The sequence below is a fragment of the Dermacoccus barathri genome (assembly GCF_015070805.1).
Classification (GTDB): domain Bacteria; phylum Actinomycetota; class Actinomycetes; order Actinomycetales; family Dermatophilaceae; genus Dermacoccus; species Dermacoccus abyssi.
Map to the genome: position 1 here is coordinate 414,726 of NZ_JADCTK010000001.1, position 24,804 is coordinate 439,529.

A 24,804-nucleotide genomic window follows, 5' to 3' on the forward strand; every position below is an offset into this window, starting at 1 on the left:
GGAACCATGCTACGCCCCCTGGCGAAAAGCCGCGGATTCGGTAGGGTGACAAGCAAGTTACGACTACGAAGGAGCCACACCATGATGGGCAAGGTTTCATTCCTCGCCGGCGCCGCCGTCGGTTACGTCTTCGGCACCCGCGCCGGGGAGAAGCGCTACGAGCAGATCAAGAAGCAGGCCGACAAGGCCTGGCAGAACCCGGCGGTCCAGGAGAAGGTCACCGCCGCAACCGAGCAGGTCAAGACGAAGGCACCCGCCGTCGCTGCTGCCGTCGGCCAGAAGGCTGCCGACGCGGGCAAGAACGCGGGCCAGGCTGCTGCCGCCAAGGCCGGCGACGCCAAGGACGCCGTCGCGAACCGCGGCGACAAGGACCTGCCGGAGACCATCCACCGCGGCGAGGACGGCGAACTCCACGCCGACACGAGCGGTTTCGGCCCGGGCGGCGAGAAGCTTCCCTGACCTTTCGGGTCGTACGCCCAAATTCCGACTGCGACGCGTCGTGAAGCCTTCCGGGCCGGTCTTTCACCCCTTCGGGCGCGACATTTCGCGGCGCATCGCGTAGATTCGCAGACAACGCGGCCTAACGCGGGGCCTTCGGGGCACCGTTCTGGCTGCGACAGGTTAGAGAAGAGGATTCATCCATGAACCGCAGTGATCTTGCCAGCACCATCGCCCAGCGCACCGGCGTCAGCGTCAAGGACGCCTCCGCCGTCATCGCCGGCCTGAATGACGTCATCATCGAGGCCGTCGGCCGCGGCGAGAAGATCCAGCTCCCGGGTCTGCTCACGATCGAGCGCGTCGAGCGCGCCGCCCGCACGGGCCGCAACCCGCAGACGGGCGCCGAGATCGAGATCCCGGCCGGCTACGCCGCCAAGGTCACGGCAGGCTCCAAGCTCAAGGCTGCTGCCAAGGGCTGACCCAACGCCTGACACACGAAGGGCCCGCGCCGACACGGCGCGGGCCCTTCGTCATGCTCGAACGTCGGACCTGACGATGAACTCGGGTCAGGAAGCCACCTGCTCCGCGTGCGCGCGACCGGCCGCGATCATGTCCTCGCGCGAAACGATCTTCACGCGCTCGCGGCCCGCGCCCGCGCCGAGGGCGATCTCCTGCGCGTCCAAGCGCTCCCAGTCGTCCCACAGCGTCACGTCGACACCGCTGTCGAGCAGGTGACGCAACAGCGCGTCCTCGTCGTCGACGGCCGGCGCCACGAGCGACGGCAGGTCCTCGAGCAGGCAACGGATCGTCTCCGACGCGTCCGACTTCGTGTGGCCGATGAGGCCCACAGGGCCGCGCTTGATCCAGCCCGTCACGTACGTCGCTGCAATCGGCTCTCCGGACTGGTCGAGCACGCGGCCGGCCTCGTTCGGCACGACGCCGCGGGCGTCGTCGAAGGGCAGGTTCTGCAGCGGCGACGAGTAGTACCCGACGGCGCGGTACACGGCCTGCACGTCCCAGTCGATCGTCTCCCCCGTGCCGCGCACGTTGCCGTCCCCGACGAACTCGGTGCGCTCGGTGCGCAGCCCCGTCACGGCATCCTCACCGAGCACCTCGACCGGCGCCTGGCAGAGGTGGATGTGTATGCGGTGCGGTGCCCCGGTGGGCTCGGTGTCGAGGTACTTGAGCAACGTGTTGACGACGAGCTTCGTCGACTTGCTCGCGCTGATCGCCGCCTGGCCGGCCTCGTCGATCTCGAAGCCCTCCGGCTCGACGATGACGTCGACGCTCGGCGAGTGCGACAGCTCGCGGAACTCCATCGGCGTGAACTTCAGCTGCGCCGGGCCGCGGCGAGCGAACACGTGGACATCCGTCGCCTCGTTGAGCGAGAGGCCCTGGTAGACGTTGTCCGGGATCTCCGTCGTGAGCTGCTCGTCCGCGGGCTTGGCGAGCATGCGGGCCACGTCGAGGGCCACGTTGCCGGCACCGATGACGGCGACGCTCTTCGCCGTGAGCGGCCAATCGCGCGGGGCGTCCGGGTGACCGTCGTACCAACTGACGAAGTCCGCGGCGCCGTAACTGCCCGGAAGGTCGATGCCCGGGATCTCGAGCGGGCGGTCCGAGGACGCCCCGGTGGAGAAGATCACCGCGTCGTAATGCTGCTGCAGACGCTCGAGGTCGACGTCCGTGCCGTAGTCGACGTTGCCGATGAAGCGGATGCGATCCCCCGAGAGCACCCGTCGCAGCGCCTTGACGATCTCCTTGATCCGCGGGTGATCGGGCGCCACCCCGTAGCGCACGAGCCCGTACGGAGCCGGAAGTCGGTCGAAGATGTCGACCGTCGCACTCTCGTGCTCCTTGGTGAGGATGTCGGCCGCGTAGATTCCTGCGGGGCCGGCACCGATGATCGCTACGCGTGGTGCGCGCACATGACCTCCTTGGTCGGGAGGTTCACCCCAAGGTGACGGGGTGAACCGTCGGATGGGGTGCGTTCAGATGTAGAGCGCGGGGTCCGTGAACGGGTCGACGGCAGGCGCCTGGGGCACCCGAACCTTCGCCGGAACACCCACCGCGACGCCCGTGGCCGGGACGTCCTTGACGACGACGGCGTTGGCGCCCACCTGAGCGCCGTTGCCGACGACGACGGGCCCGAGGATGCGGGCACCCGCGCCGACCGTGACGCCGTCACCGAGCGTGGGATGACGCTTGACCTTGGCCAGCGTGCGCCCACCGAGGTTGACCCCGTTGTAGAGCATGCAGTCATCGCCGACCTCGCTCGTCTCACCGATGACGACGCCCATGCCGTGATCGATGAAGAAGCGGCGACCGATCGTCGCGCCCGGGTGGATCTCGACGCCGGTGACGGCGCGCGTCACCTGCGAGCCGAGGCGCGCGGGCAGCTTCCAGCGCCCGCCGCGCTGCCACATGGCGTGTGTGACGCGGTGGCTCCACACGGCGTGCAGACCGGGCGACGCGAGCGCCATCTCGAGGCGCGAGCCGCCCGCGGGGTCGCGCGCCAGCGCAGCGTCGACGTCCTCGGCCATGGTTCGGGCCACGGCCTTGCCTGCGTCACGCACGCGCGTGAGTGGGTTCTTCGCCACCGTTCCTCCTCGTCAGGTCACCAGTGAAGCGACCGGCCTTGAGGGTCAACCCCTCGAAGGCCGGTCGTCTTCCCCACATCAGTCGTCGAGGACGCCCTCGAACAGGATGGTCGACAGGTAGCGCTCACCGAAGCTCGGGATGATGACGACGATCGTCTTGCCCTCGTTCTCGGGACGAGCGGCGACCTGCGAGGCGGCGTAGAGCGCGGCGCCCGAGGAGATACCCGTGAGGAGGCCTTCCTCGGTGGCGGCCTTGCGCGCCCATTCGACGGAGGTGGCGGCGTCGACGTCGATGACCTCGTCGTAGATCTCACGGTTGAGGATCTCGGGCACGAAGTTGGCGCCGAGGCCCTGGATCTTGTGCGGGCCGGCCTGACCACCGTTGAGGATGGCCGACTCGGCCGGCTCGACGGCGATCATCTGCACCTCGGGCTTGCGCTCCTTGAGCACCTCGCCGACGCCCGTGATCGTGCCGCCCGTGCCGATGCCCGCGACCACGATGTCGACGGCGCCGTCGGTGTCGCGCCAGATCTCCTCGGCCGTCGTGCGGCGGTGCACCTCGGGGTTGGCCGTGTTGGCGAACTGACGGGCGAGGACGGCGCCCCGCTCCTCGGCGATGGCCTCGGCCTTCGCGACGGCGCCCTTCATGCCCTCCGAGCCCGGGGTGAGCACGAGCTCGGCGCCGAAGCCCTTGAGCAGCGCGCGACGCTCCTTCGACATCGTCTCCGGCATCGTGAGGACGACGTCGTAGCCCTTCGCGGCGCCGACCATGGCGAGCGCGATACCCGTGTTGCCCGAGGTGGCCTCGACGATCGTGCCGCCCGGCTTCAGCTCACCGGAGGCCTCCGCGGCCTCGATGATCGCCTTGCCGATGCGGTCCTTGACGGACGCGCCGGGGTTGTTGAACTCGAGCTTCGCGGCCACCGTGGCGCCCGAGTCGATGATGCGGTTGATCCGCACGAGCGGCGTGTTGCCGATGGCCTGGGTGACGTCGTCGAGGATGGGCATGCGGACTGACCTCCGTGTGATCCGGGTGAGCTGGATGATTAGAACTGCTTATGAGCATACCAACGTGCGGTTATCGCGAAACCTTCCCCCGATGGCTTCACTTCCTTTAGCACACGGGGGCGTTGACTAATTCCCGGGTGACATGTGATGGTGCATCCCAGCAGTTACGCGCCGGTAACGCCGTTTAGAATGAGGAGCATGTCAGCCCTTCAGATCGTCGCCGCAGTGATCTGCGTCGTCATCACCGTCGTGGGCGTCGCGCTGCTGGTGCGAGCGGTCATGCGGATGACGTCGCTGTTCCGACTCGGCGCCCCCGAAAAGCGCACCGATTCACCGGGTGCCCGCACCGCCACGCTCCTTCGCGAATTCCTCGGCCACACGCGCATGGCGCGCCTGCCGATCGTCGCGATCGCCCACTGGTTCACGATGATCAGCTTCGGCGTGCTGTTCTTCACGCTGGTCAACGCCTACGGCCAGATCTTCGACCCGGCCTACGCCCTGCCCCTCATCGGCCACTTCCCGCCGTACGAGTGGCTCACCGAGTTCATGGCGTGGACGGGCTTCGCCGGCATCCTGTGGCTCATCTGGAACCGCCGCAAGCACCACCCGGCGCGTTCGGCGGGTAAGGACGGACGCAAGTCGCGCTTCTTCGGTTCGACATTCTGGCAGGCCTACTACGTCGAGTTCACGATCTTCGGGGTCGGCGCCTGCATCCTGACGCTGCGCGCTCTCGAGTACGCCCTCGCCGCAGTCACGGACAACGACCACGCGAGCGCCCTGCACTTCCCGCTCACCTTCTTCCTCGGCATGCCGCTGGAGTCGATGGGCCGAGGGGGCATCGAGCAGTTCATCGTCGCCGTCGCCGCCATCAAGATCCTCATCTCGATGGCCTGGATGATCACGATCTCCCTCAACACGACGATGGGTGTCGCCTGGCACCGCTTCCTCGCCTTCTTCAACATCTGGTTCAAGCGCAACGCCGACGGCCGCACGTCGCTCGGCGCGCTGCAGCCGATGAAGGTCGACGGTGAGCCGGTGACGAACGTCGAGGAGCTCGACTTCGACGAGGACACGAGCTTCGGCGTCGGCAAGGTCGAGGACTTCACCTGGAAGGGCCTGCTCGACTTCTCCACCTGCACCGAGTGCGGTCGCTGCCAAAGCCAGTGCCCCGCCTGGAACACCGAGAAGCCGCTGTCGCCCAAGCTGCTCATGATGACGCTGCGCGACCACTCGTCGGCGAAGGCGCCGTTCCTGCAGGCCGCTGCGGCCGGCAAGAGCGCCCCCGCGACGACGGACGGTGAGGCACCCAAGGGCGACTACAGCAACGTCAACCTCCTCGAGACGGCCCTCATCGGCGACACGGGTTACGACATCGCGAACCCGCTGACGGCGTACAACCCGCACGGCCCCGACGCCGTCATCGACCAGGACGTCCTGTGGTCGTGCACCACCTGTGGCGCCTGCGTCGAGCAGTGCCCCGTCGACATCGAGCACGTCGATCACATCGTCGACATGCGTCGCTACCAGACCCTCATCGAGTCCGCGTTCCCGCAGGAGCTCGCCGGTCTGTTCAAGAACCTCGAGAACAAGCAGAACCCCTGGGGCATGTCGGCGCGTGCGCGCCTCGACTGGGCCAAGGGTCTGCCGTTCGACGTCAAGGTCATCGGCTCCGACGTCGAGTCCGCCGACGACGTCGAGTGGCTGTTCTGGGTCGGCTGCGCCGGTGCCTACGAGGACCGTGCGAAGAAGACGACGCGTGCCGTCGCCGAGCTGCTGCACACCGCGGGCGTGGACTTCGCCGTCCTCGGTGACGGCGAGAGCTGCACCGGTGACCCGGCTCGTCGCGCCGGTAACGAGATCCTGTTCCAGATGCTCGCGGGCCAGAACGTCGAGACGCTCAACGACGCGAACGTCAAGAAGATCGTCGTCACCTGCGCGCACTGCTTCAACACGATCAAGAACGAGTACCCGCAGATCGGCGGCGAGTTCGAGGTCGTCCACCACACGCAGCTGCTCAACCGCCTCGTGCGCGAGAAGAAGCTGACGCCGGTGGCCGCTCCGGAGGAGTTCGCGAAGCAGCCGAAGGACAAGTCGGGCGCTGCCTCCACGGGCAAGAGCGTCACGTACCACGACCCGTGCTACCTCGGCCGTCACAACAACGTGTACGCGCCGCCGCGTGAGCTCATCGGGGCTCTGCCGGGTGTGGAGTACAAGGAGATGGAACGTTCGGGCATGACCTCGTTCTGCTGCGGCGCCGGTGGCGCGCGCATGTGGATGGAGGAGAAGCTCGGCCAGCGCATCAACGTCAACCGCACGAAGGAAGCCGTCGCAACCGGCGCCGACCGCATCGCCATCGGCTGCCCGTTCTGCCGCGTCATGATGACGGACGGCCTCACCGCCGAGCAGAGCAACGGCGACGCCCGCGAAGAGGTCGAGGTCGTCGACGTCGCCAACATGCTCCTTGCGGCTGTGCGCCGCGGCGAGGAGCAGAAGGAGAACGACGAGGCGGAACAGACCGTCTGATCGCTTCCGCACGGCTGACATGAGGCGTGGCACCCACCGATTCGGTGGGTGCCACGCCTCGTTGTTTGCGGTGTTCGTCCACAGGAGGTGACTGCTGCGGGCTCTTTCACTCGGGCCGGGCGGGCCCTTCCACAGGTCGCTCGAGGCGGCGCATGACGACGCGGTGAGCGCTTCGTAACGTCGCGGGCATGAGCAGCCTCGCAGACGACATCAGGGCCCAGGCGCGGGTGGCCCGTACGGTCGGCACCTCTCTGTCAACGACCGCGTCGAACACCCGCACGAAGATCACGACGATGCACTGGAAGTCGACGTCGGCCGACTTCTGCCGTCAGAAGCTGACGGAGTTCACGCGGATCATGGATCAGCGCAGCGCTGACGCACATGCCCTCGCGGCCAAGATCGACGCGCACGCGGCGAGCGTCGAGTCCCGCGTCGACACGATCGAGGCGATCGCGGGCCTACCGGGACGTGTTGCCGACGCCGTGACCGGACCGCCCGCGCAGTCTCGCCCCATCCCCACCGAAGCCATCCGGGGAGGTGCGGCGTGGTGAGCAGCCTGACGTGCGCGCGGCCGGAGCTGTCCGTGCGCGTCGACGTGGGCGACGCCTCGACGACGCGGACGTGTCGAGCCGTGGGCGACGGATTCGCGGTGGGTGTCGCCGGAGGTGACGCCGAGACCATCGCGGTCGAGGACGTCGTCGCCCGCCTGACGAGTGAGGTCGAGCAGGCGGATTCGAGCGAGCGGTGCACTGTGGCGGCCGTCGTCAGCGTCGAGGAGGACGTGCAGGTCTACGCGCTCGCCGAACGACGCGCAGGTGTCTGGACCGCCCTTCGCCAGCCGCTCGAGCCGACCCCGACGACCTGGGAGGACGTGCGGAGCGGCATCGTCCTGGCGGCGCTCGACCTGCTCACGGTGGCCGGGGTGACGTCGTGAGGGCGCCCGACGGGTCGTCGTCCGTTTCGTTCAAGGTCCACGGCCCGAGCGCCTCGCACGTCGACGCGAAGCTGTCCGACCTGCGGCTCACCGCCGCAACCTTCCGCACGGTCGCCGACGAGTGTGACGGTCATTTCTCCACCGTCTTCACCATCGAGTGGAACCTGCCCTTCCGCGGCGATGTCCTGTCGCCGGGCACGAGCGCGGCGTGTGCGAAGGCCATCCTCGGCCTGACCATCGGCAAGCAGGGCCTGATGGCCGCGCAGGTGCGCGCCAGCATCATGGCGGCGTTCCTCGACTACTCGGTCAAGACCTACGAGGACGCAGAGCTGATCGCGGGTCAGTTCGTCGACCGGCTAGCCCTCCCCGCCGACCTCGTCATGACCGGCCTGAAGCTCAACCACGTCATCGCGGATGCCATCTCGGGCAAGGACGTCGATCTGGCCACGATCCAACGCGAGGCACCCGATGCCATCGACATGGTCGTCCAGGTCGTCTCCGATGTGCTGCCCGGCCCCTACGCCCAGGACATCACGGCCCTGCACGCCGCCACGATCGTTCTCACAGGCGTCCCGAAACGCGTGGGCACCCGACTGACGTCCGACCCGAACTCGGCGACTAAGGCACCGGAGGTGCGGAGCGTGAGCGAGGCGGCCGGGCGTATCCCGGAGCTCTACAAGAACCCCGAGAACGCCGGGCACATCCAGGTGCAACGCGTCGTCGATCCGACAACGGGTCAGGGGGCGTGGACGCTCATCCTGCCGGGCACCTCGACGTTCGCCCCGAACGGCAAGAACGGTTTCAACGGCAACGGCAACCTCTACGCCGCAGCCGGCCGCCAGAGTCCGGTCGAAGCTGCGGCGCTGACGGCCCTGCGTCAGGCCATGGCGAAGGAAGGCGTGGCAGGCAAGGGCGAGCCGGTCATCGTCCTCGGCCACTCTCAGGGTGGCATGGTGGCCACGAACATGGCGCGCCACCAGGTGAAGGGTGACATCAACATCACGCACGTCGTCACGTACGGCTCGCCGGTGGGACACCTCAAGGTGCCGCACAAGACCTCCGTGCTCAACGTCGAGAACTCGGCCGACCCCGTGCACCGGATCGACGGGCGCGCCAACGGAACCGGTGAACCGAACCGCACCCGGGTCGTGTTCACGGATCCAGGCTCGCTCACCGCGCCGGACGGCTCGACGGACAACTTCGAGGCGCACAGCATGGCGCGCTACAAGGACAACTACCAGGCCATCTCGGAACAGGTCAGGAGCCATCCCGAATCGCAGGTGGCGCAGTACGAGCAATCCACCGAGAAGTTCTTCACCGGCAACGCCCGCACCTACACATTCGATCTCGCAACGGTGGATCCGTCCTCCGAGACGAAGCCCTCACAACCGCCCCAGGGAAAGTCGGAGCCCTACCATCCGTCGGGCGCGCCGCTCCCGTTGCGCAGTAGGTGATCGATGAGGAACTGCGACGACTCCTTGTGCCAACGCATCGGCCGCCACAGCATGGCGTGCCAGCCCGGCAGATCGACGAACCGTGCGTCGCCACCGGCGGCGGTGATGCGCTCGACGAGATCGGCGGTCGCCGCCGGATCGGTGACGGTGTCCTGGCGTCCGTGGATACCGAGGAACGGCGTCGTGCCGAACGGCTCGGCCTCGTATTCGTCACTCGCCCAGGGCGCGAGACCGACGACGGCCGCGAGGTCATCGCCCTCGTCGCTCGTGGCGAGGTCGAGGGCCACGCGTCCGCCCATCGAGTGGCCGACGACGGCGAGGGGCAGCCCCGGGTACTGGCGGCGCAGCTCACGCAGCGACCACCGGGCGTCCTGAACGGCCGGCTTCTCGGGGTCGTTCCAGCCGCGCACCGCGAGGCGCAGCACGGCGCCCCCGATCCGTCCGTGACTGCGGCGCTCCACGTCGCGGGCGAAGGGGATGACGCGCAGGTAGGCCGGGTCGCCGCGGTACATGGCGATGCTCGCGTTGACCTCGCCGCCGTGGATGAACAGGGCGACGGCCTCGGGATGCTTGGCTCGCGGCAACGAGAGCACCGGACTCGCGGTGACCGGCTTGCCGGATCGCTTCGTCGTCGCGAGCCGACTGGGCGCCTCGACGGTGACAGCTTCGTCGTCGAGGGAGGCGACGTCGTCGTCCTCGATCGAGCCGTCGGTGAGCAGGGAGTCGGCCACGTCGTCGAGGGTGTCGGCCACGCGGTCGCCGAACTCACTCTCGTCGACCGTTCGGGCCGGCGCGTCGGGCACCGGTTCGGAGCGCGGCGCTTCCGCAGCGCCCGACGACTTCGCGCTACTCGCCTCGGCGCCCGTCACGGCTCAGACCGTGGTGTGGTGGAAGTTGGCGAAGCTGCGGCTGGCGGTGGGGCCACGCTGGCCCTGATAGTGCGAGCCGTACCGCGCGCTGCCGTAGGGGTGCTCGGCGGGCGAGGTGAGCTGGAAGAAGCACAGCTGGCCGATCTTCATGCCCGGCCACAGCTTGATCGGCAAGGTGGCGACGTTGCTCAACTCGAGGGTCACGTGCCCCGAGAATCCCGGGTCGACGAAGCCGGCGGTCGCGTGCGTGAGCAGACCGAGGCGGCCCAGCGACGACTTTCCTTCGACGCGCGCCGCGACGTCGTCCGGCAGCGTGATCGTCTCGTACGTGGAGCCGAGCACGAACTCGCCGGGGTGAAGGATGAACGGCTCGTCGGGCTCGACCTCGACGAGGCGCGTGAGCTCGGGCTGCTCCTCGGCCGGGTCGATGAAGGGGTACTTGTGGTTGTCGAACAGGCGGAACAACCGGTCGAGACGAACGTCGATGCTCGACGGCTGGATCATCGACAGGTCGAAGGGGTCGAGCACGACCCGCTCGTCGTCGATCTGTCGCTTGATGTCCCGGTCAGAAAGCAGCACGTCTCACACCGTAGTCGACCGGCGTTCCGGGAGCAGGCGCCCGAGGCAGTCTGCTCGAAGAACGGCAACGGATCACTGCGCGGAGGGTCGGCGTGCACGCGTCCCCGCGACCCGCTAAAGTAACGAAACGCCCCGGAAATCCGGGGCCGTGCGGGCGTAGCTCAATGGTAGAGCGCCAGCTTCCCAAGCTGGACACGCGGGTTCGATTCCCGTCGCCCGCTCCATCACACGTCGTCCTCGTCCGCCTTTCGAGCGGCACATTCGGCGCACACCCCGAGCAATGCCGCGTGTTGCGCGTCCACCGAGAAGCCGGTGAGCTCCCGAATCCGCGCCACGAGTGGCGTGAACTCCTCGACGTCGACATCCGTGAAGCGCTCGCAGCGCACACACTGCAGATGCGCGTGACCGTGCCCGGCGTGACCCGAACGGGCATCTTCAGCGGCATCATCGCCTGCCGCGGACAGCTGCTCGAGGCTCGCGAGGTGGTAGATCGTGGCTCCGCCGGGCACGTGCGTGTGCCGCACGATTCCTCCGTCGACGAGAGCCTGGAGCGAGCGGTAGATCGTCGCCCGGTGCACCCCCGGCTCGAGATCGGCCACCGCCGTCGCGATCGCCTCCGCGTCGAGGTGGCGCGAATCGGCGTCCAACACCTCGATGACGGCACGGCGGCCCGGCGTCAACCGCTCCCCCGCAGCGCGCAGACGCTCCACCGCAGCTTCGACCCGACTCTTCGCTTCGCCCACGCCTCCATCGTCACCCGAGGCCCCGGGACGGGCAAGCGCACCCCCGTGTTGCGAGCATTACTCGCGAGTAGCACAATGCAGGAGACCCATTTTTCACGCTGCGGAGGATCCGTGACTCACTACAAGAGCAACGTTCGCGACATCGAGTTCAACCTCTTCGAGGTGTTCAACCGCCAGGACGTCCTGGGCACCGGCATCTACGAAGACGTCGACGAGGACGTGGCCCGCGACATCGTCCACCAGGTGGCGAAGCTCGCCGAGGGCGATCTGAGCGCCAGCCTCGTCGACTCCGACCGCAACCCGCCGGTCTACGACCCGGCAACGAAGTCGGTCACGATGCCCGAGTCGTTCAAGAAGTCCTACTCCGCATACATCGACGCAGGCTGGGGCATGCTCGACGCCCCCGTCGAGCTCGAGGGCATGAAGGTTCCGCCGTCGGTGCGTTGGTCGCTCGCCGAGCTCGTCTGCGGCGCCAACCCGGCCGTCCACATGTTCTCCGCCAGCTACGCGTTCGCCTCCCTCCTGTACTACATGGGTAACGACGAGCAGAAGAAGCTCGCCAAGCACATCGTCGACGGCGCCTGGCACTGCACCATGGTGCTCACCGAGCCCGACGCCGGTTCGGACGTCGGCGCCGGCCGCACCAAGGCCACGCAGAACGACGACGGCACGTGGAACATCACGGGCGTCAAGCGCTTCATCACCTCGGCCGAGTCGGACATGGTCGACAACGTCGTCCACTTCGTCCTGGCCCGCCCCGAGGGCGCAGGCCCCGGCACGAAGGGCCTGTCGCTCTTCATCGTCCCGAAGTACCACGTCGACCTCGAGACCGGTGAGCTCGGCGAGCGCAACGGCGCCTACGTGACGAACGTCGAGGACAAGATGGGCCTCAAGGTCTCCACGACCTGCGAGGTCACCTTCGGTGACGAGCACCCGGCCGTCGGCACGCTGCTCGGCGATGTCCACGACGGCATCGCGCAGATGTTCAAGGTCATCGAGAACGCCCGCATGTTCGTCGGCACGAAGGCCATCGCGACGCTCTCGACCGGTTACCTCAACGCGCTCGAGTACGCCAAGGAGCGCGTCCAGGGCGCCGACATGACGACGCCGGCCAAGGACGCCCCGCGCGTCACGATCACCCACCACCCGGACGTTCGCCGCAGCCTCATGCTGCAGAAGGCATACGCCGAGGGTCTGCGCTCGCTCGTCGTCTACACGGCGTGCCAGCAGGACATCGTCGACCAGGCGCAGAAGGGCAACCCGGCCGTCGAGCTCGAAGAGGGCACCGAGGCAGAGCTGGCCGCTCGCCTCAACGACCTGCTGCTGCCCATCGTCAAGGGCGTCGGCTCGGAGCGCGCCTGGGTCCTGCTCGGCACCGAGTCGCTGCAGACGTACGGCGGTTCGGGCTTCCTCAAGGAGTACCCCGTCGAGCAGTACGTGCGTGACGCGAAGATCGACACGCTGTACGAAGGCACAACCGCCATTCAGGGCCTCGACTTCTTCTTCCGCAAAATCGTCAAGGACCAGGGCGTCGCACTCGGTGAGCTGCAGAAGCAGATCATGGCCACGATCTCCGAGGCCCCGGCTTCGCTGCAGCGAGAGGCCGGCCTGCTCGGCCAAGCCGCGACCGACCTCAAGGACATGGGCGAGTTCATGTTCGGCGCTGCGATCAACTCGCTTGAGAAGCCGACGGACGCCTACAAGGTCGGCCTGACGTCGACGCGCCTGCTGCTGGCTGCGGGTGACGTCGTCATCGGCTGGCTGCTGCTCAAGGCCGCCGTCGTCGCGCAGGCCCGTCTCGACGCGGGTGACGCCGGCAAGGACGAGGACTTCTACACCGGCAAGGTGGCCGCCGCGCAGTTCTTCGCGCGCACGGTGCTGCCGCGCATGGCGTCGGAGAAGGCCGTCACCCTCGCCGAGGACGGCGCCCTCATGGACGTCCCCGAAGCTGCGTTCTGATCCGAACGCTCCACGCGAGTGGCCCGACACCCCCACCCCGGGTGCCGGGCCACTCGGCTTTCCTACGGCTACTTCGTCCGGTCGGAGGCGAGCAATCCGTACTTGATCGTGTCGGTCCATTCGCCCTTCGACCAGAAGTCCTCGCGCAGGTACGCCTCCCGCGTCATCCCGAGGCGCTCACACAGGCGCGCGGAGGCATCGTTGCGACCGTCCATCTGCGCTTCGAGGCGGTGCAGCGGGAAGTGTGCGAAGACGGCGTCGATGAAGGCCGCCACAGCCTCGGTCGCCAACCCCTTCCCTGCCACCTCCGGGGAGAACACCCACCCGATCTCGGCCCGTTCGTTCGTCTCGTCGAGAAGCCAGATGCCGACGTCACCGACGACGGAGCCTTCGTACTCGACGGCGACGGCCACCGCTCGGGCGTCCGTGTCGAGCCCGACCTGAGTCTTGTGCCGCTCGATCTTCGCGATCACGCCGGCGCGATCGAGCGGCCCCTCGAGCAGATAGCGGGCCACGCCGGGGCGCGCGTGATAGTCGAGCAGATCGTCGACGTCGTTGTCGGTGAACGGACGAAGGGTCGTGCGCGCGGTAGCGATCGGCAGGGGAAGCGGCATGGCGCCCAGGCTAGCGAGCGTTTCGAACTCAGCCGATCCAGTTGTAGTGCCAGTACTCGGGGTTCGATCCGTTCTGGTCCAGGTGCTCGGGGCGGTCCCACCCGTAGGCCTTGCCGGTTCAGGGTGAGCCACGTATGGGCCGTGCTCCCGAACTCGAACGGAGACTTACTGCGCCCTTCAGCCAGCGCGCTCGTGTTACCGAGGAGATCCATCGCTCGCCCGTAGCCGTGGTTGGAGGTTCCCGGCTTGGCCGCGCGTGGGAACCCGTAGACCTTCGCGTACATGTTCTGCGTGTGCAGGTCGCGAAACCCCTCGTCGAGCACGAGGTTGTACCCGAACTTCGCCTTGAAGGCCTTGTTCATCTCGAGCAGACCCGCGAGGGCGTTGCACTGCAGGGTTCGAGGCGTCTTGGGAGCCCACGCGGTGTTCATCCAGGACGGCACCTCGCACAGGTCGGCCGACGGATACGTCGCGCTGACGAAGCGACCGGCGTAGACGCCGGTTGTCATCTTCATCCATCCGCCGGACAAGGTTCCGGTGACGGCGGTTCCGGCTGCCAGCTTGCCGACGAGGCTCGCCGTGGTCGAGGGCGCGGTCCGCACGTTGAGCTTCACGCCTGCCTTGGCGCGCTTGGTCACCGTGCCCTTCGGTGCGGGCGTCGCAGGGGTGGGAGCCGTCGTCGTGGCGGAGACGCCCGGTCCGACGAACGAGCAGATCGAGACGTGGGTGTAGCGGCCGGACGCCTGGGCTTCGGCGCTCGAGTCGATGGAGTACTTGGCGTAGAAGTCGAAGGTCGTGGAGCAGACCCACGCCGGCGGGTCCATCCTGCGGCCGAGTGGAAGCGGTTGCCGCCCTCGGCGATGCCGCAGTGGTGAACGCCGTGCCTGTCGTGGAAGAACACGGCATCGCCGGGCTGAGCGTATTTCGCGGCCTCGAGGATCGGAACCTACACGCGCAGCTTCAGATGCACGGTGCAGTAGCGGATGGCGGAGGCGTTGTGCGGGAGGTAGTAGCCCGCGTGCTTACCCAGCGGATCGGCCGTTGCCTCGTGCGCCCACCGGAAGAACCCCGACCAATCCCAGCGCGTCGGGCCCGTTGCGCCGCAGACGAACCGATCCCCTTCGTGCTGACGCATGGTGGCAAGCATCCGCAGACCGAAAGCTCGGCTCTGCGCCAGCGTGGGTGCGGTCGCTGCCATGGCTGCGGGAGCCGGAGCGAGTGCGACGGTGAGCGCTGGCGCTCCCCCCACCATGCGCGTCGCGTGTGAACATCAGAACGATCTGCCATGGCTCGACGCCGCACGACGCGACAACGATGGCTCAAAGTACTCCCTCGGCTGTGGTTTACGTCACCCCTTCTCAGAGAGAGCTGTTGTCACGGTGCCAGGGTCGATGTCGCCCGGTCCGGGGCGCTGTTCGCGGGGACGTTCGCCTTCGTCATCTGGACGGTGATTCCTGTTCCTTCGGCGATCTCGACGAGGCCGGCATCCGAGCTCTGCACGAGGACGTACTGGGCGCCGGCGGGCACCTTCACCGGCTTGCACGACGACGCGCACGGTCCCCAGGACTCGACCTTCGTCGCGGTATCGGCCGACATCCACACGACGTTCACCTTCTCCGACAACGAGGGCGCCCGCAGTTCCCCGCCGGCCCGCACCCCGGAAAAGACTCCCTGCGCATCCACCTTCCCGTCGAGCAGGAGCACGTCGCCCTCTGTCTTCATCCGCCGCGGAATGACCTGGAAGCGCTGGTCGATGACGATGCCGACATGCGCCGCTCCCGAACTCCTCGTCCCCGTGGCCGAAATCGGTGCACTCGGCGCCGTGGATCCGGGCGACGAGGTTCCCGCGTCCGATGTGCGTGTGGCGCTCGGCACCGGGGTTCCACTCGGAGCGTTCCTCTCGACGTTCCCCTCATCGCTGCAGCCGGTCAGCGCCGCGACGACGGCCAAGCACGCGACGGCTGCGGGCACTCGACGCATCATGGTCATCCCTCGGCCACGGGGCGGACGGCGTACGGCATGATCGACATGCTCCCGGACCTCGTCAGCCAGTACATGTCACGGTTCGCCCCTTCGTAACCGTTGTTCGCCGTGTCGAACGTGCGGTCGCGGCCCACGTACATGCCGACGTGCCCGATCCCCGAAGCCGAGCCGTTCGAGGTGTAGAAGATGAGGTCGCCAGGCTGACGCTGAGTGACCGGCACCTTCTTGAGCGAGGTGTCGTTGTAGAGCGCCTGCGTGAGCTTCGTCGGGTGGATGATGTCGTCGAGAATGTTCGCGCTGCGCGGATACACACCGGCGTGGTACATCCCCGCGAGCATGAGTCCGGAGCAGTCGAACCCGACGCGCCCGGGGCCCGCCGCGCCGTACGTGTACTCGTAACCGTTCGCGTAGGTCTTGTTCCGGACGTAGCTCATCATCGTGTTGATCCGCTCCTGCCGCGTCGCCGCGAGTCCGAGCACAGGCTGATTCGGCTCCGTCGCCTCATCCCAGGGCGTCCCGATACCGAGCTTGTTCCACAGTCCCTTGTCGAGTCTGGGGGTGCGGGCCCAACCGATGGAAGCACGCTTGCGTGCGAGGGCGGAGGCCGTCGTGCCGGTGAGCCGCTCGAGCGGTCCGAAGCGGGTGTGGGCGGTTCCCTTACTGTCGCGCACCCCGAGGAAACGCTGCAGAATCTTGACATTCCAGCCTGCGTCCCCGCCGCCTGCGGACGTGAGGGCGTACGGCATCGGTTGCTTCGGGATGGCGGTCAGAGGCTGGGCGTATTTCGCACTCGGGCACCACCGGGTGTCGCCCATCGCGTATCCCGTGCCCTTCTCCGTCAGGATCGCCGCACCACCGCACCGCGTGGTCGGGAGCCCCTTGGGCCACCCGTGGGCATACATGCCGTCCCAGGCGAACTTCGTCGTGCCAGGCACCCGCGTGTTCGGCTTGAACGACGCCGGCACAACGGCCTTCGCACCTGAGTTGGCCACCGTCACCCAGCCGCCGGCGAAGGGATGAACGGTGCCTCCGCCGACTCGCGTCCAGGCCTTCACCGCGGACGACGACGCCGTCGCGCTCCCCACCATCTGTCGAACGGCGGGATTCGAGACGTAGTAGTCGTAGACCCGTGAATCGACCCCGTGGATCGGGGCGGAGGCCGAGGCGCGCATGAGCGCGCCCCGGTACGCGTGGTTCGGCGAGTCGAACCGCTGCCAGAGACCCTTCGCGTCCGACATCTGAGGGCTCACCGGCCAGCCGGTGTTCGGATGCGCCTTGTAGTACTCCGCAAAGCCGTCGAGCACCACACCACCGATCGTCGGAATCGGCCGTCCCGAAGCGTCCACGGCGATCAGGGCGAGGCCCCTCTCGAAGTGTTGCGCATAACCACCACCGGCTCGGTACCACCGTTGCTCGGTGCTCGTCGGCTTGCCGAGGGCTTCGATGCCGGTGACGGTGGCGACGTGCGGACCCACGGGGATCGGCGCCGGGGTGGGCGAGGTGCTCGTCGGCTCCGTAGGCGTCGGCGTGGGCGGTGACGAAGTCGTGCTGCTGCTCGTCGCCGGGGAGGACGCCGAGGGTTCGGACGACGACGGTGTGGGCGTCGGCGGTGTGCTCGAAGCGTTACCGGGCACCGTCGTGGTGGGCTCGGCGCCGGGTACCACCTGCGGTGCCGAGGGCGACGTGGATGCGACGGTTCCGGCTCCCGGCGACGGATGGGGTTCCGCACCCGCCACGCTGTTTCCCCACGCGGCGAACGGCGCCGCGACCGTGACCGACAGAACGGTCGAGAAGATCGATCGAATTTTCATGTGTGTCCCCTGGTACTGCGTTCCCTTGTGCAAGGTCAAGGCTAGGAGAGGCGGGGTGACATCGGGGCGGAGGATAGGTGAAAATTCGCTGACATCGCTGTGCACGACTCCGGTCGGGCACTACGGTGCTCAGTCGATGACGGCCACGGTGTGCTGAGCGATGGCGAGTTCCTCGTTCGTCGGCACGACGCAGACGGCCACCTTCGAGGCGGGAGTCGAGACGACGCGCGGGTCGTCGCTGCGCACCTCGTTCGCGGCCTCGTCGAGCTCGACGCCGAGCCACGCGAGACGCTCGCAGACGGCGGCCCGGACCGCGGCGTTGTTCTCGCCGACGCCGGCGGTGAACGTCACAACGTCGACGCCACCGAGAACCGATGTGTAGGCGCCGATGTACTTGACGAGGCGGTGCACGTAGACGTCGAACGCGAGCGTCGCCGTCTCGTTACCCGCCTCGACGCGCTCCATGAGGTCGCGGAAGTCGGTCGCACCGGCCATGCCGAGGATGCCCGAGCCCTTGTTGAGGAGGGTGTCGATCTCGTCGACGCCGAGCCCCGCGACGCGGTTGAGGTGCAACACGGCACCGGGGTCGATGTCTCCGCCGCGCGTGCCCATGACGAGGCCCTCCAGCGGCGTCACACCCATCGATGTCTCCACGGCACGACCGCCGTCGATGGCCGACATCGAGGCACCGTTGCCGAGGTGGCAGACGATCTGTTTGAGGGAGGCCGGATCGGCGCCGAGCAGTTCCGGCACCCGCGCCGACACGTACTCGTGCGACGTGCCGTGGAAGCCGTACCGACGCAGGGCGTGCTCCTTGGCGAGCGCGGCGTCGATGGCGTAGGTGTACGCCGCGGGCGGTAGCGTCGCGAAGAAGCCGGTGTCGAACACGGCGACGTGGGCGTGGTCGGGAAGGATGCGCTGTGCCGCCTCGATTCCCGTCGCGTTCGCGGGGTTGTGCAGCGGCGCGAGGGTGCCGAGGCGCTTGATCTCGGCGAGCACCCGCTCGTCGACGAGCACGGGGGCGGAGAAGTTTCGCCCGCCGTGGACGACGCGGTGACCGACGGCGACGACGCCCGCGTCCGCCAGTGCGAGACCGGTCTCGCTCATGACGTCCGTCATCTGCTCGAGCGCGACGGCGTGGTCGGCGATCGCCACCTCGCGGTGGGTCTTCTCTCCGTCGTACTCGTGCGTGATCGTCGCGTTGTCGTGCCCGATCCGCTCGATCAGACCCTTGACGAGGTGCTCGCCGGTGGTGGGGTCGACGATCTGGTACTTGAGCGAGCTGGAGCCGGCGTTGAGAACGAGGACGTTGCCGTCGCGCTGGGTCATCGTGCTTGCTCCTGCGCCTGGACGGCGGTGATGGCGATCGTGTTGACGATGTCCTCGACGAGCGCACCACGCGACAGGTCGTTGACCGGCTTGTTGAGCCCCTGCAACACCGGTCCGATGGCGACGGCGCCCGCGGAGCGCTGCACGGCCTTGTACGTGTTGTTGCCCGTGTTGAGGTCGGGGAAGACGAGCACCGTCGCGCGTCCGGCCACCGGCGAGTCAGGCATCTTCGAGCGCGCGACGCTCGGTTCGACGGCCGCGTCGTACTGGATCGGCCCGTCGACGAGCAGCTTAGGCGCCCGCTCGCGCACGAGTTCGGTTGCGCTGCGTACCTTCTCGACGTCGGCACCGCTACCGGACGTGCCGGTGGAGTAGGACAGCATCGCAACGCGCGGATCGACGCCGAACGCCTCGGCGGTACGCGCCGAACTGACGGCGATGTCGGCGAGTTCCTCGGCGCTCGGGTCGGGGTTGACCGCGCAGTCGCCGTAGACGAGCACGCGATCGGCGAGCGCCATGAGGAAGACGCTCGAGACGATCTTCGCGTCCGGAGCCGTCTTGATGATCTCGAAGCTCGGCTTGATCGTGTGCGCCGTCGTGTGCGCGGCACCCGAGACCATGCCGTCGGCGAGCCCGAGGTGCACCATCATGGTGCCGAAGTACGACACGTCCTGAACGATCTCGCGGGCCTTCTCGAGCTCCAGCCCCTTGTGCTTGCGAAGCTCCGCGTACTCGGTGGCGAACTTCTCGACGAGTTCCTCGTCCTGCGGCGAAACGATGCGCGCCCCGCGGATGTCCAGGCCCTTGCTGCTCGCGAGGCCGCGCACCCGGTTCTCGTCGCCGAGGATCGTGAGGTCGGCGATGCCGGCGCGCAGCACCTCGTCGGCGGCCTGCAGGATGCGGATGTCGTCACCCTCGGGCAGCACGATGTGCTTGCGGTCGCCGCGTGCGCGGTCGAGCAGGCGGTGGCCGAACATGAGCGGCGTGACGACGGCCGCCTCGTCGACCTCGATCGCGGTGAGCAGTCGCTCGGCGTCGATCGACTCGCTGAACACGCGCAGCGCCGTCTGCTTCTTCGCGAGGCTCCCCGAGGACAGGGCACTGCGCGTGCCCGCGAGCGCCGCTGTCGTCTCGAAGGTGCCGTCGTTCGTCACGAGGATCGGCACGTCGAGCTCGGTGCCGTCGAGCAGTTGCTGGACGCTCTCGGGCGGGCGGTAGCCGCCGGTCAGGACGACCGAGGCGAGGCCCGGGAAGGTGCCCGACTGGTGGGCGAGCACGAGACCGGGCAACACGTCGTAGCGGTCACCCGGGGCGATGACGGTGACGTCCTCGACGAGGCGGGTCAGCACGTTGGGCAGCGACATGGCGGCGACGACGAACCCACGCGACTCGCGCTGCAGCCACTCGGGGTTGCCGCGCCACAGCGTCGCGTTGCACGCGTCCGCGAGCGCCTGGATCGTCGGCGCGACGAGCAGGGGCACCTCGGGCACGACGCCTGCGACGGGCACGCTCTCGGTCTCGGGGTCCTGCGCCAGCGCGGCGCGGATGGCGTCGGTGTCACCGCTCGTGGCGCGGTTGACGACGAGCGCGACGGGCACCGCGTGCTGGGCGCGAAGCTGCGCGCAGCCCATGACAGCGACCTGCTCGATCTCCTCGGGCGTGCGCTCACGCCCGTGGACGACGAGAACGACCGGTGCACCGAGATTCGCGGCGATCTTCGCGTTGAACTCGGCCTCCCGACCGGTGGAGACGTCGGCGAAGTCGCTGCCGAGGGCGAGCACGACGTCGGCGTTCTGGGCCACGGCGTCCCGACGCTGCAGGATCGTGCCGAGTGCGGCCTGCTCGTCGTCGTGCAGGGCGTCGTACGTGACGCCGATGGCGTCCTCGTAGCTCTGATCGACGGCCGGGTGCGACAGGAGGAGGTCGACGACCTTGTCCCTGCGCGCAGCCGTGACGGGCCGGAAGACGGCGATGCGGCCCGCTTGGCGGGAGAGGAGGTCGAGGAGGCCGTAGGCGACGGTCGACTTACCCGTCTCGCCTTCGGCCGAGGTCACAAAGACGGTGCGCGACATGCCTCCACCCTAGCGAGGGCATTCGTCTCAGACCGCGATCTCCCCACCCGGAACGAGGGCATCGAGGCGACGTACCGCGAACTCGTACCCCTGCACACCGCAACCGACGATGACGGCGGCGGCCTTGTCGCTCAGGTACGAGTGGTGGCGGAACGGCTCGCGCGCGTGGACGTTCGAGAGGTGCACCTCGACGAACGGTGCCTCCAGGTTCGCGAGGGCGTCTCGGATGGCGACGCTCGTGTGCGTGTACGCGCCTGCGTTGATGACGACGCCGACGCTCGTGCGGCGGATGCGCTGGATCTCGTCGACGAGCGCGCCCTCGTGGTTGCTCTGGAAGCACTCGACGTCGAACCCGAGCTCGCCGCCCGTGCGGCGAGCCAGCTCCTCGACGTCACCGAGGGTGTCGGCCCCGTAGATGTGGGGCTCACGCTCGCCGAGCAGGTTGAGGTTCGGGCCGTTGAGGACGTGAAGGGTGCCGCGCGCCGAAGTCATGCGCCCATCTTGCCGTTCGCGCGGCGCGTGCGAAACCCACGGCTCACGGACTCGACCCCTATCGTGTGTCGCACCGAACCCGACAGCGCACAGGAGGCACCGGCCATGAGTGAAGCCAAGAAGGCCCACATCCACCGCTACTACGAGGTCGTCGACGCCGCCGACGTCGAGGGAGTGCTCGACATCTTCACGCCGGATGCCACCTACCGCCGCCCCGGCTACCCCGACATGGTGGGCGCGGACGCACTGCGGGCGTTCTACGAGGGTGAGCGCGTCATCGAGAGCGGACGCCACAGCGTCCACACGCTCGTGCTCGAGGGCGACGAGGGCTTCGTCGGCGGCTCGTTCGAGGGCGTGCTGAAGAACGGCGATCAGGCGTCGCTCGAGTTCGCCGACCTCTTCCGGTTCGCGCCCGACGGCAAGGTCTCCTTCCGCCAGAGCTACTTCTACGCCCCTCTGGTCTGAGCCCGGCGCACGCCCGAGGGCGCTACGGGTCCGCGCTCAGACTCCGCGCAGGTCGAGCGTCAGCGTCGACGGCGCTCCGTCGACGACGATGACGGGGATGCCCCAGTCCTGCTGGTAGAGGTGACACGCGGCGTGCTCGGGCACCTCACCGGTGACCGGATCGCCGTCACAGGCCGCCGCGCGCACGCTGACGTGAAGGATCGCCGAGCCGACGCTCTCGTCGATGACGAGCGATCGAGTGAGCCCTTGGCCCTTGCCGGCACCTTCGCGCAGGAACGCCTCCGGCGAACTGCTCACCTGCAGCATCGTCGGGTCACCCCAGCGCATGTCGAGCTTCTGCCCCGCAGGCGGTTCGAACGTGACGACGAGTTCCGCTGCGCCACTCGCGATCTCGGTGACGGGTCGTTGCGTCTGGTGCGCATCGCCGCGCACGTGCTGTGCTTCCTGCGTCAGCGCGACGGGCGTCAGGCGGTGGGCGTTCGCCTCGACGACGAGCAGATGGGCGCGGTCGTCGCCTGTCGCCGGAACGACGATGACGTCGCTCGGCTCCGCGAGGCCGGTCGTGAGCGTTGAGACCTCGCCCTTCGCAGGGTCGAAGCGGCGTAGTGCGCCGTTGTAGGTGTCGGCGACGACGACGGAGCCGTCCGGCAGTTCCGCGATGCCGAGCGGGTGCTGGAGGAGCGCTTCGCCGGCCGGTCCGTCGACGTGCCCGAAGTCGAACAAGCCCTGCCCGACGTGGGTCGTCACCTCGAAACCGTCGTCGGTGACGGCGATGCTGCGCAGCGCCGATGTCTCCGAATCGGCGATCCACACGCGCGAACCGTCGGCCGAAGCGGCGAGGCCGCTCGGCTGGGCGAACCAGGCGTCGTGGGCAGCACCGTCGCGGATGCCCTCGTTCGACGTTCCGGCGAGCACGGCAACCGTGTTGTGCGCCGGGTCCTCGGCGAGGTGAAGCACCCACAGCTGATGTGTTCCGGCCATGGCGACGACGACACGGTCGTACCACCACGCGAGGTCCCACGGCGTCGACAACGCCTGCTTGAGCCCCGGCCCGGAGCCTTCGCGCTCGCGCAGCTGCTCCCCCGTTCCGGCGAGGGTGCGCACGCGCCCGTCGCTCAGGCGGATGCCCTTGATCTCGTGGTTGACGCTGTCGGCGACGAGCAGGTCGTCACCGGTGCGCTCGGCCACCTCCGGCGGGAGGACGAGCAGGCCCTGGGGTTCGTTGAAGACACCCTCACCACCGAAGCGTGCGAGCTCGCTCTCACCGTCGGCCGCGAGGCGGACGACCTCGTGATGCGCGGTGTCGCTCACGACAAAGGTGCCGTCGGCGAGGCGCGCCACCTTGCCGGGGAAACGCAGCGCCGTGCTCGGCGCGGGCGGCGGAACGTACGGGCCGCTGCCGGAGCGCAGGGTGCCCTTGGCCTCGTGCTCGACGAGCAGTTCCTCGACGAGCGTCGTGAGGCCGTGGCCGTGACCTTCGCCGGACATCGACGCGACGATGTAGCCCTCCGGGTCGATGACAACGAGCGTCGGCCACGCGCGGGCGGCGTACGCCTGCCACGTCACGAGGTCCGGGTCGTCGAGCACCGGGTGGTGCACGGCGTACCGCTCGACGGCGGCCGCGAGCGCCTCCGGGTCGGCCTCGTGCTCGAACTTCGGCGAGTGCACCCCGACGATGACGAGCTTGTCGCCGAACCTCTCCTCGAGAGGGCGCAGCTCGTCCAGGACGTGGAGGCAGTTGACGCAGCAAAAAGTCCAGAAGTCGAGAACGACGACCTTGCCGCGCAGGTCCGCCAGGCGCACGTCGCCGCCTCCGGTGTTGAGCCAGCCGCGTCCGGTCAGTTCGGGGGCGCGAAGTTTCATGCGCGACACCCTAACGGTCGATGTTTGGTATCAGCGAGACTGCCCGGTCACGCTGATACTCGAACATTCGCGTTGTCCACAGGGCTCCCGCAGCACCCCACCGGTTTCTTCGACAGTGGGGCGTATGACTCGCAGACATCGGGACGTCTCCGCCCTGGGCCGAGAGCTCGCTTCGTCCTCCTACGGCGTCCTGTCGAGGCGACGTCTCGCCCTCGTGGGTGTCGACCGCTTCGATGTGCGCACCCAGATCCGCCTCGGCCGGTGGGAACCCCTCGGGCACCACTCGCTGCGCGTCGTCGACGTGGCATGGAACGACGTCCGCTCGCCCATCGTCGCCGCAGCCTTCGACGCCGCTCCAACAGCCTGGGCAGACGGGGTGAGTGCACTTCTCCTCGCCGGCTTGAGCGGGTGGCGGTCGAACTGCATCGACCTGGCCATGCCCGCCACCGCCTCGGCTCGCTCCACGCCAGAGGTTCGACACCACCGCGTCACCGTCACGCCGTTGCGCTGGCCCCACCCCATACCGCGCGCCCACGAAGCCATCGCAGCCGTGCGCGCGGCGGCGTGGGCCGAGACAGACCGTCAGGCCGCGGCACTTCTGTCCATGAGCGTCCAGCAACGGCTGGTTCACGCACCCCGGATGACGCAGGCGCTGGACCTGCTTCCCAAACTTCGACGCCGCGCTTTCATCCGCGACGTGATTGCGGATATCAGCGGAGGTAGCGAATCGATGGGTGAACTGGACTTTGTCGCCGAATGTCGGCGCCGCGGCCTTCCGATACCTGATCGGCAAGTGCTGGGGCCCGGCCCCCGCGGGCGGATGTACCTCGATGTCTTGTGGGAAGCGGCACGTTTGTATGTCGAGATAGACGGCGCGCACCACTACGTCGGCGACGTACCCATGGCCGACGCGCTGCGTCAGAACGAGATAGCGATGGGCGGACTCACCGTGATGCGTATCCCTCGGTTGGCCCTACGTGTCAGCCCGGAGCCCTTCTTCGCGCAGATCCAGCGCTATCTCTCCGCTCATGGTTGTGTACGAGCGTGACTCAGGCGTCCCGCTCGTAC

At 68.2% G+C, this 24,804-nt stretch carries 26 protein-coding genes and 1 tRNA gene; 12 read left to right on the top strand and 15 right to left on the bottom strand.

The window, feature by feature from the left end:
• The first annotated feature begins 81 nt into the window (after positions 1–81).
• Positions 82–459 (top strand): YtxH domain-containing protein, encoded by a 378-nt coding sequence (locus tag IM689_RS01925; protein ID WP_193642638.1) that lies wholly within the window; start codon positions 82–84, stop codon positions 457–459.
• Between the two features lie 182 nt (positions 460–641).
• Positions 642–917 carry an HU family DNA-binding protein gene (locus tag IM689_RS01930; RefSeq protein WP_047310606.1) on the top strand — a complete coding sequence of 92 codons (276 nt, stop codon included), beginning with the start codon at positions 642–644 and terminating at the stop codon, positions 915–917.
• 87 nt (positions 918–1,004) lie between these two features.
• Here IM689_RS01930 and IM689_RS01935 read toward each other — a convergent pair whose 3' ends face one another.
• From IM689_RS01935 to cysK, 3 genes are all read right to left on the bottom strand, one after another.
• Positions 1,005–2,366 carry an FAD-dependent oxidoreductase gene (locus IM689_RS01935; RefSeq protein WP_193642639.1) on the bottom strand — a complete coding sequence of 454 codons (1,362 nt, stop codon included), beginning with the start codon at positions 2,364–2,366 and terminating at the stop codon, positions 1,005–1,007.
• A 63-nt stretch (positions 2,367–2,429) separates the two neighbouring features.
• On the bottom strand, positions 2,430–2,981 hold the full coding sequence (gene epsC, locus IM689_RS01940; RefSeq protein ID WP_187037782.1) for a serine O-acetyltransferase EpsC: 552 nt from the start codon (positions 2,979–2,981) through the stop codon (positions 2,430–2,432).
• 135 nt (positions 2,982–3,116) lie between these two features.
• On the bottom strand, positions 3,117–4,046 hold the full coding sequence (gene cysK / locus IM689_RS01945; protein WP_118912908.1) for a cysteine synthase A: 930 nt from the start codon (positions 4,044–4,046) through the stop codon (positions 3,117–3,119).
• 198 nt (positions 4,047–4,244) lie between these two features.
• On the opposite strand from cysK, the gene IM689_RS01950 reads away from it, so the two are divergent.
• From IM689_RS01950 to IM689_RS14950, 4 genes are all read left to right on the top strand, one after another.
• Positions 4,245–6,569 carry a (Fe-S)-binding protein gene (locus IM689_RS01950; RefSeq protein WP_193642640.1) on the top strand — a complete coding sequence of 775 codons (2,325 nt, stop codon included), beginning with the start codon at positions 4,245–4,247 and terminating at the stop codon, positions 6,567–6,569.
• 188 nt (positions 6,570–6,757) lie between these two features.
• The gene (locus tag IM689_RS01955; protein WP_129666500.1) at positions 6,758–7,120 is read left to right on the top strand and encodes a hypothetical protein; all 363 of its coding nucleotides are present in this window, start codon (positions 6,758–6,760) and stop codon (positions 7,118–7,120) included.
• Positions 7,117–7,503, top strand: a complete 387-nt coding sequence (locus IM689_RS01960) for a hypothetical protein (protein WP_193642641.1) — start codon at positions 7,117–7,119, stop codon at positions 7,501–7,503. The genes IM689_RS01955 and IM689_RS01960 overlap by 4 nt, the downstream gene beginning before the upstream one ends.
• Positions 7,500–8,957, top strand: a complete 1,458-nt coding sequence (locus IM689_RS14950; RefSeq protein ID WP_193642642.1) for a PGAP1-like alpha/beta domain-containing protein — start codon at positions 7,500–7,502, stop codon at positions 8,955–8,957. The genes IM689_RS01960 and IM689_RS14950 overlap by 4 nt, the downstream gene beginning before the upstream one ends.
• On the opposite strand, the gene IM689_RS14955 is transcribed toward IM689_RS14950, so the two are convergent.
• Positions 8,915–9,826: a dienelactone hydrolase family protein gene (locus tag IM689_RS14955; protein WP_193642643.1), complete on the bottom strand. Its 912-nt coding sequence runs from the start codon at positions 9,824–9,826 to the stop codon at positions 8,915–8,917. The genes IM689_RS14950 and IM689_RS14955 overlap by 43 nt on opposite strands.
• Before the next feature lie 3 nt (positions 9,827–9,829).
• Complete coding sequence (gene dcd, locus IM689_RS01975; RefSeq protein WP_193642644.1) at positions 9,830–10,405, bottom strand: dCTP deaminase; 576 nt, start codon at positions 10,403–10,405, stop codon at positions 9,830–9,832.
• 150 nt (positions 10,406–10,555) lie between these two features.
• On the opposite strand from dcd, the gene IM689_RS01980 reads away from it, so the two are divergent.
• Positions 10,556–10,629: transfer RNA gene (locus tag IM689_RS01980), tRNA-Gly, on the top strand.
• Here IM689_RS01980 and IM689_RS01985 read toward each other — a convergent pair.
• On the bottom strand, positions 10,630–11,148 hold the full coding sequence (locus IM689_RS01985; RefSeq protein WP_193642645.1) for a Fur family transcriptional regulator: 519 nt from the start codon (positions 11,146–11,148) through the stop codon (positions 10,630–10,632).
• Between the two features lie 111 nt (positions 11,149–11,259).
• Here IM689_RS01985 and IM689_RS01990 point away from each other — a divergent pair, with 111 nt between their 5' ends.
• Positions 11,260–13,107: an acyl-CoA dehydrogenase gene (locus IM689_RS01990; RefSeq protein ID WP_193642646.1), complete on the top strand. Its 1,848-nt coding sequence runs from the start codon at positions 11,260–11,262 to the stop codon at positions 13,105–13,107.
• A gap of 68 nt (positions 13,108–13,175) precedes the next feature.
• Here the strand turns inward: IM689_RS01990 and IM689_RS01995 are convergent, their stop codons facing one another.
• The 4 genes from IM689_RS01995 to IM689_RS02010 all read right to left on the bottom strand — a co-directional run bounded on the left by IM689_RS01995 (position 13,176) and on the right by IM689_RS02010 (position 15,443).
• On the bottom strand, positions 13,176–13,649 hold the full coding sequence (locus IM689_RS01995; RefSeq protein ID WP_227484417.1) for a GNAT family N-acetyltransferase: 474 nt from the start codon (positions 13,647–13,649) through the stop codon (positions 13,176–13,178).
• A complete protein-coding gene (locus tag IM689_RS14540; RefSeq protein ID WP_227484448.1) occupies positions 13,577–14,545 on the bottom strand; it encodes a hypothetical protein in 969 nt (322 codons plus the stop codon). Before IM689_RS14540 ends, IM689_RS01995 begins: the two co-directional genes overlap by 73 nt.
• Before the next feature lie 122 nt (positions 14,546–14,667).
• Positions 14,668–14,919 carry a hypothetical protein gene (locus IM689_RS02005; RefSeq protein ID WP_193642649.1) on the bottom strand — a complete coding sequence of 84 codons (252 nt, stop codon included), beginning with the start codon at positions 14,917–14,919 and terminating at the stop codon, positions 14,668–14,670.
• Positions 14,920–15,095: 176 nt separating this feature from the next.
• Positions 15,096–15,443, bottom strand: a complete 348-nt coding sequence (locus IM689_RS02010; protein ID WP_193642650.1) for a hypothetical protein — start codon at positions 15,441–15,443, stop codon at positions 15,096–15,098.
• Positions 15,444–15,474: 31 nt separating this feature from the next.
• Here IM689_RS02010 and IM689_RS02015 point away from each other — a divergent pair, with 31 nt between their 5' ends.
• A complete protein-coding gene (locus IM689_RS02015) occupies positions 15,475–15,744 on the top strand; it encodes a hypothetical protein (protein ID WP_193642651.1) in 270 nt (89 codons plus the stop codon).
• Here the strand turns inward: IM689_RS02015 and IM689_RS14960 are convergent.
• Complete coding sequence (locus IM689_RS14960) at positions 15,707–17,179, bottom strand: C40 family peptidase (RefSeq protein ID WP_193642652.1); 1,473 nt, start codon at positions 17,177–17,179, stop codon at positions 15,707–15,709. The genes IM689_RS02015 and IM689_RS14960 overlap by 38 nt on opposite strands.
• A gap of 52 nt (positions 17,180–17,231) precedes the next feature.
• On the opposite strand from IM689_RS14960, the gene IM689_RS02025 reads away from it, so the two are divergent.
• Positions 17,232–17,672, top strand: a complete 441-nt coding sequence (locus IM689_RS02025) for a hypothetical protein (RefSeq protein WP_193642653.1) — start codon at positions 17,232–17,234, stop codon at positions 17,670–17,672.
• On the opposite strand, the gene IM689_RS02030 is transcribed toward IM689_RS02025, so the two are convergent.
• Genes IM689_RS02030 through aroQ form a run of 3 tightly spaced genes read right to left on the bottom strand, consistent with a single transcriptional unit; the run spans position 17,645 to position 21,408 of the window.
• The gene (locus tag IM689_RS02030) at positions 17,645–18,844 is read right to left on the bottom strand and encodes an acetate/propionate family kinase (RefSeq protein ID WP_193642654.1); all 1,200 of its coding nucleotides are present in this window, start codon (positions 18,842–18,844) and stop codon (positions 17,645–17,647) included. The genes IM689_RS02025 and IM689_RS02030 overlap by 28 nt on opposite strands.
• The gene (gene pta, locus IM689_RS02035) at positions 18,841–20,916 is read right to left on the bottom strand and encodes a phosphate acetyltransferase (protein WP_193642655.1); all 2,076 of its coding nucleotides are present in this window, start codon (positions 20,914–20,916) and stop codon (positions 18,841–18,843) included. The genes IM689_RS02030 and pta overlap by 4 nt, the downstream gene beginning before the upstream one ends.
• Before the next feature lie 27 nt (positions 20,917–20,943).
• Complete coding sequence (gene aroQ, locus IM689_RS02040) at positions 20,944–21,408, bottom strand: type II 3-dehydroquinate dehydratase (RefSeq protein WP_193642656.1); 465 nt, start codon at positions 21,406–21,408, stop codon at positions 20,944–20,946.
• A gap of 105 nt (positions 21,409–21,513) precedes the next feature.
• On the opposite strand from aroQ, the gene IM689_RS02045 reads away from it, so the two are divergent.
• The gene (locus tag IM689_RS02045) at positions 21,514–21,873 is read left to right on the top strand and encodes a nuclear transport factor 2 family protein (protein ID WP_193642657.1); all 360 of its coding nucleotides are present in this window, start codon (positions 21,514–21,516) and stop codon (positions 21,871–21,873) included.
• A gap of 36 nt (positions 21,874–21,909) precedes the next feature.
• Here the strand turns inward: IM689_RS02045 and IM689_RS02050 are convergent, their stop codons facing one another.
• A complete protein-coding gene (locus IM689_RS02050) occupies positions 21,910–23,736 on the bottom strand; it encodes an NHL domain-containing thioredoxin family protein (RefSeq protein WP_193642658.1) in 1,827 nt (608 codons plus the stop codon).
• 214 nt (positions 23,737–23,950) lie between these two features.
• Here IM689_RS02050 and IM689_RS02055 point away from each other — a divergent pair, with 214 nt between their 5' ends.
• Positions 23,951–24,784 (top strand): PDDEXK family nuclease, encoded by an 834-nt coding sequence (locus IM689_RS02055; RefSeq protein ID WP_193642659.1) that lies wholly within the window; start codon positions 23,951–23,953, stop codon positions 24,782–24,784.
• Positions 24,785–24,804: the final 20 nt, after the last annotated feature.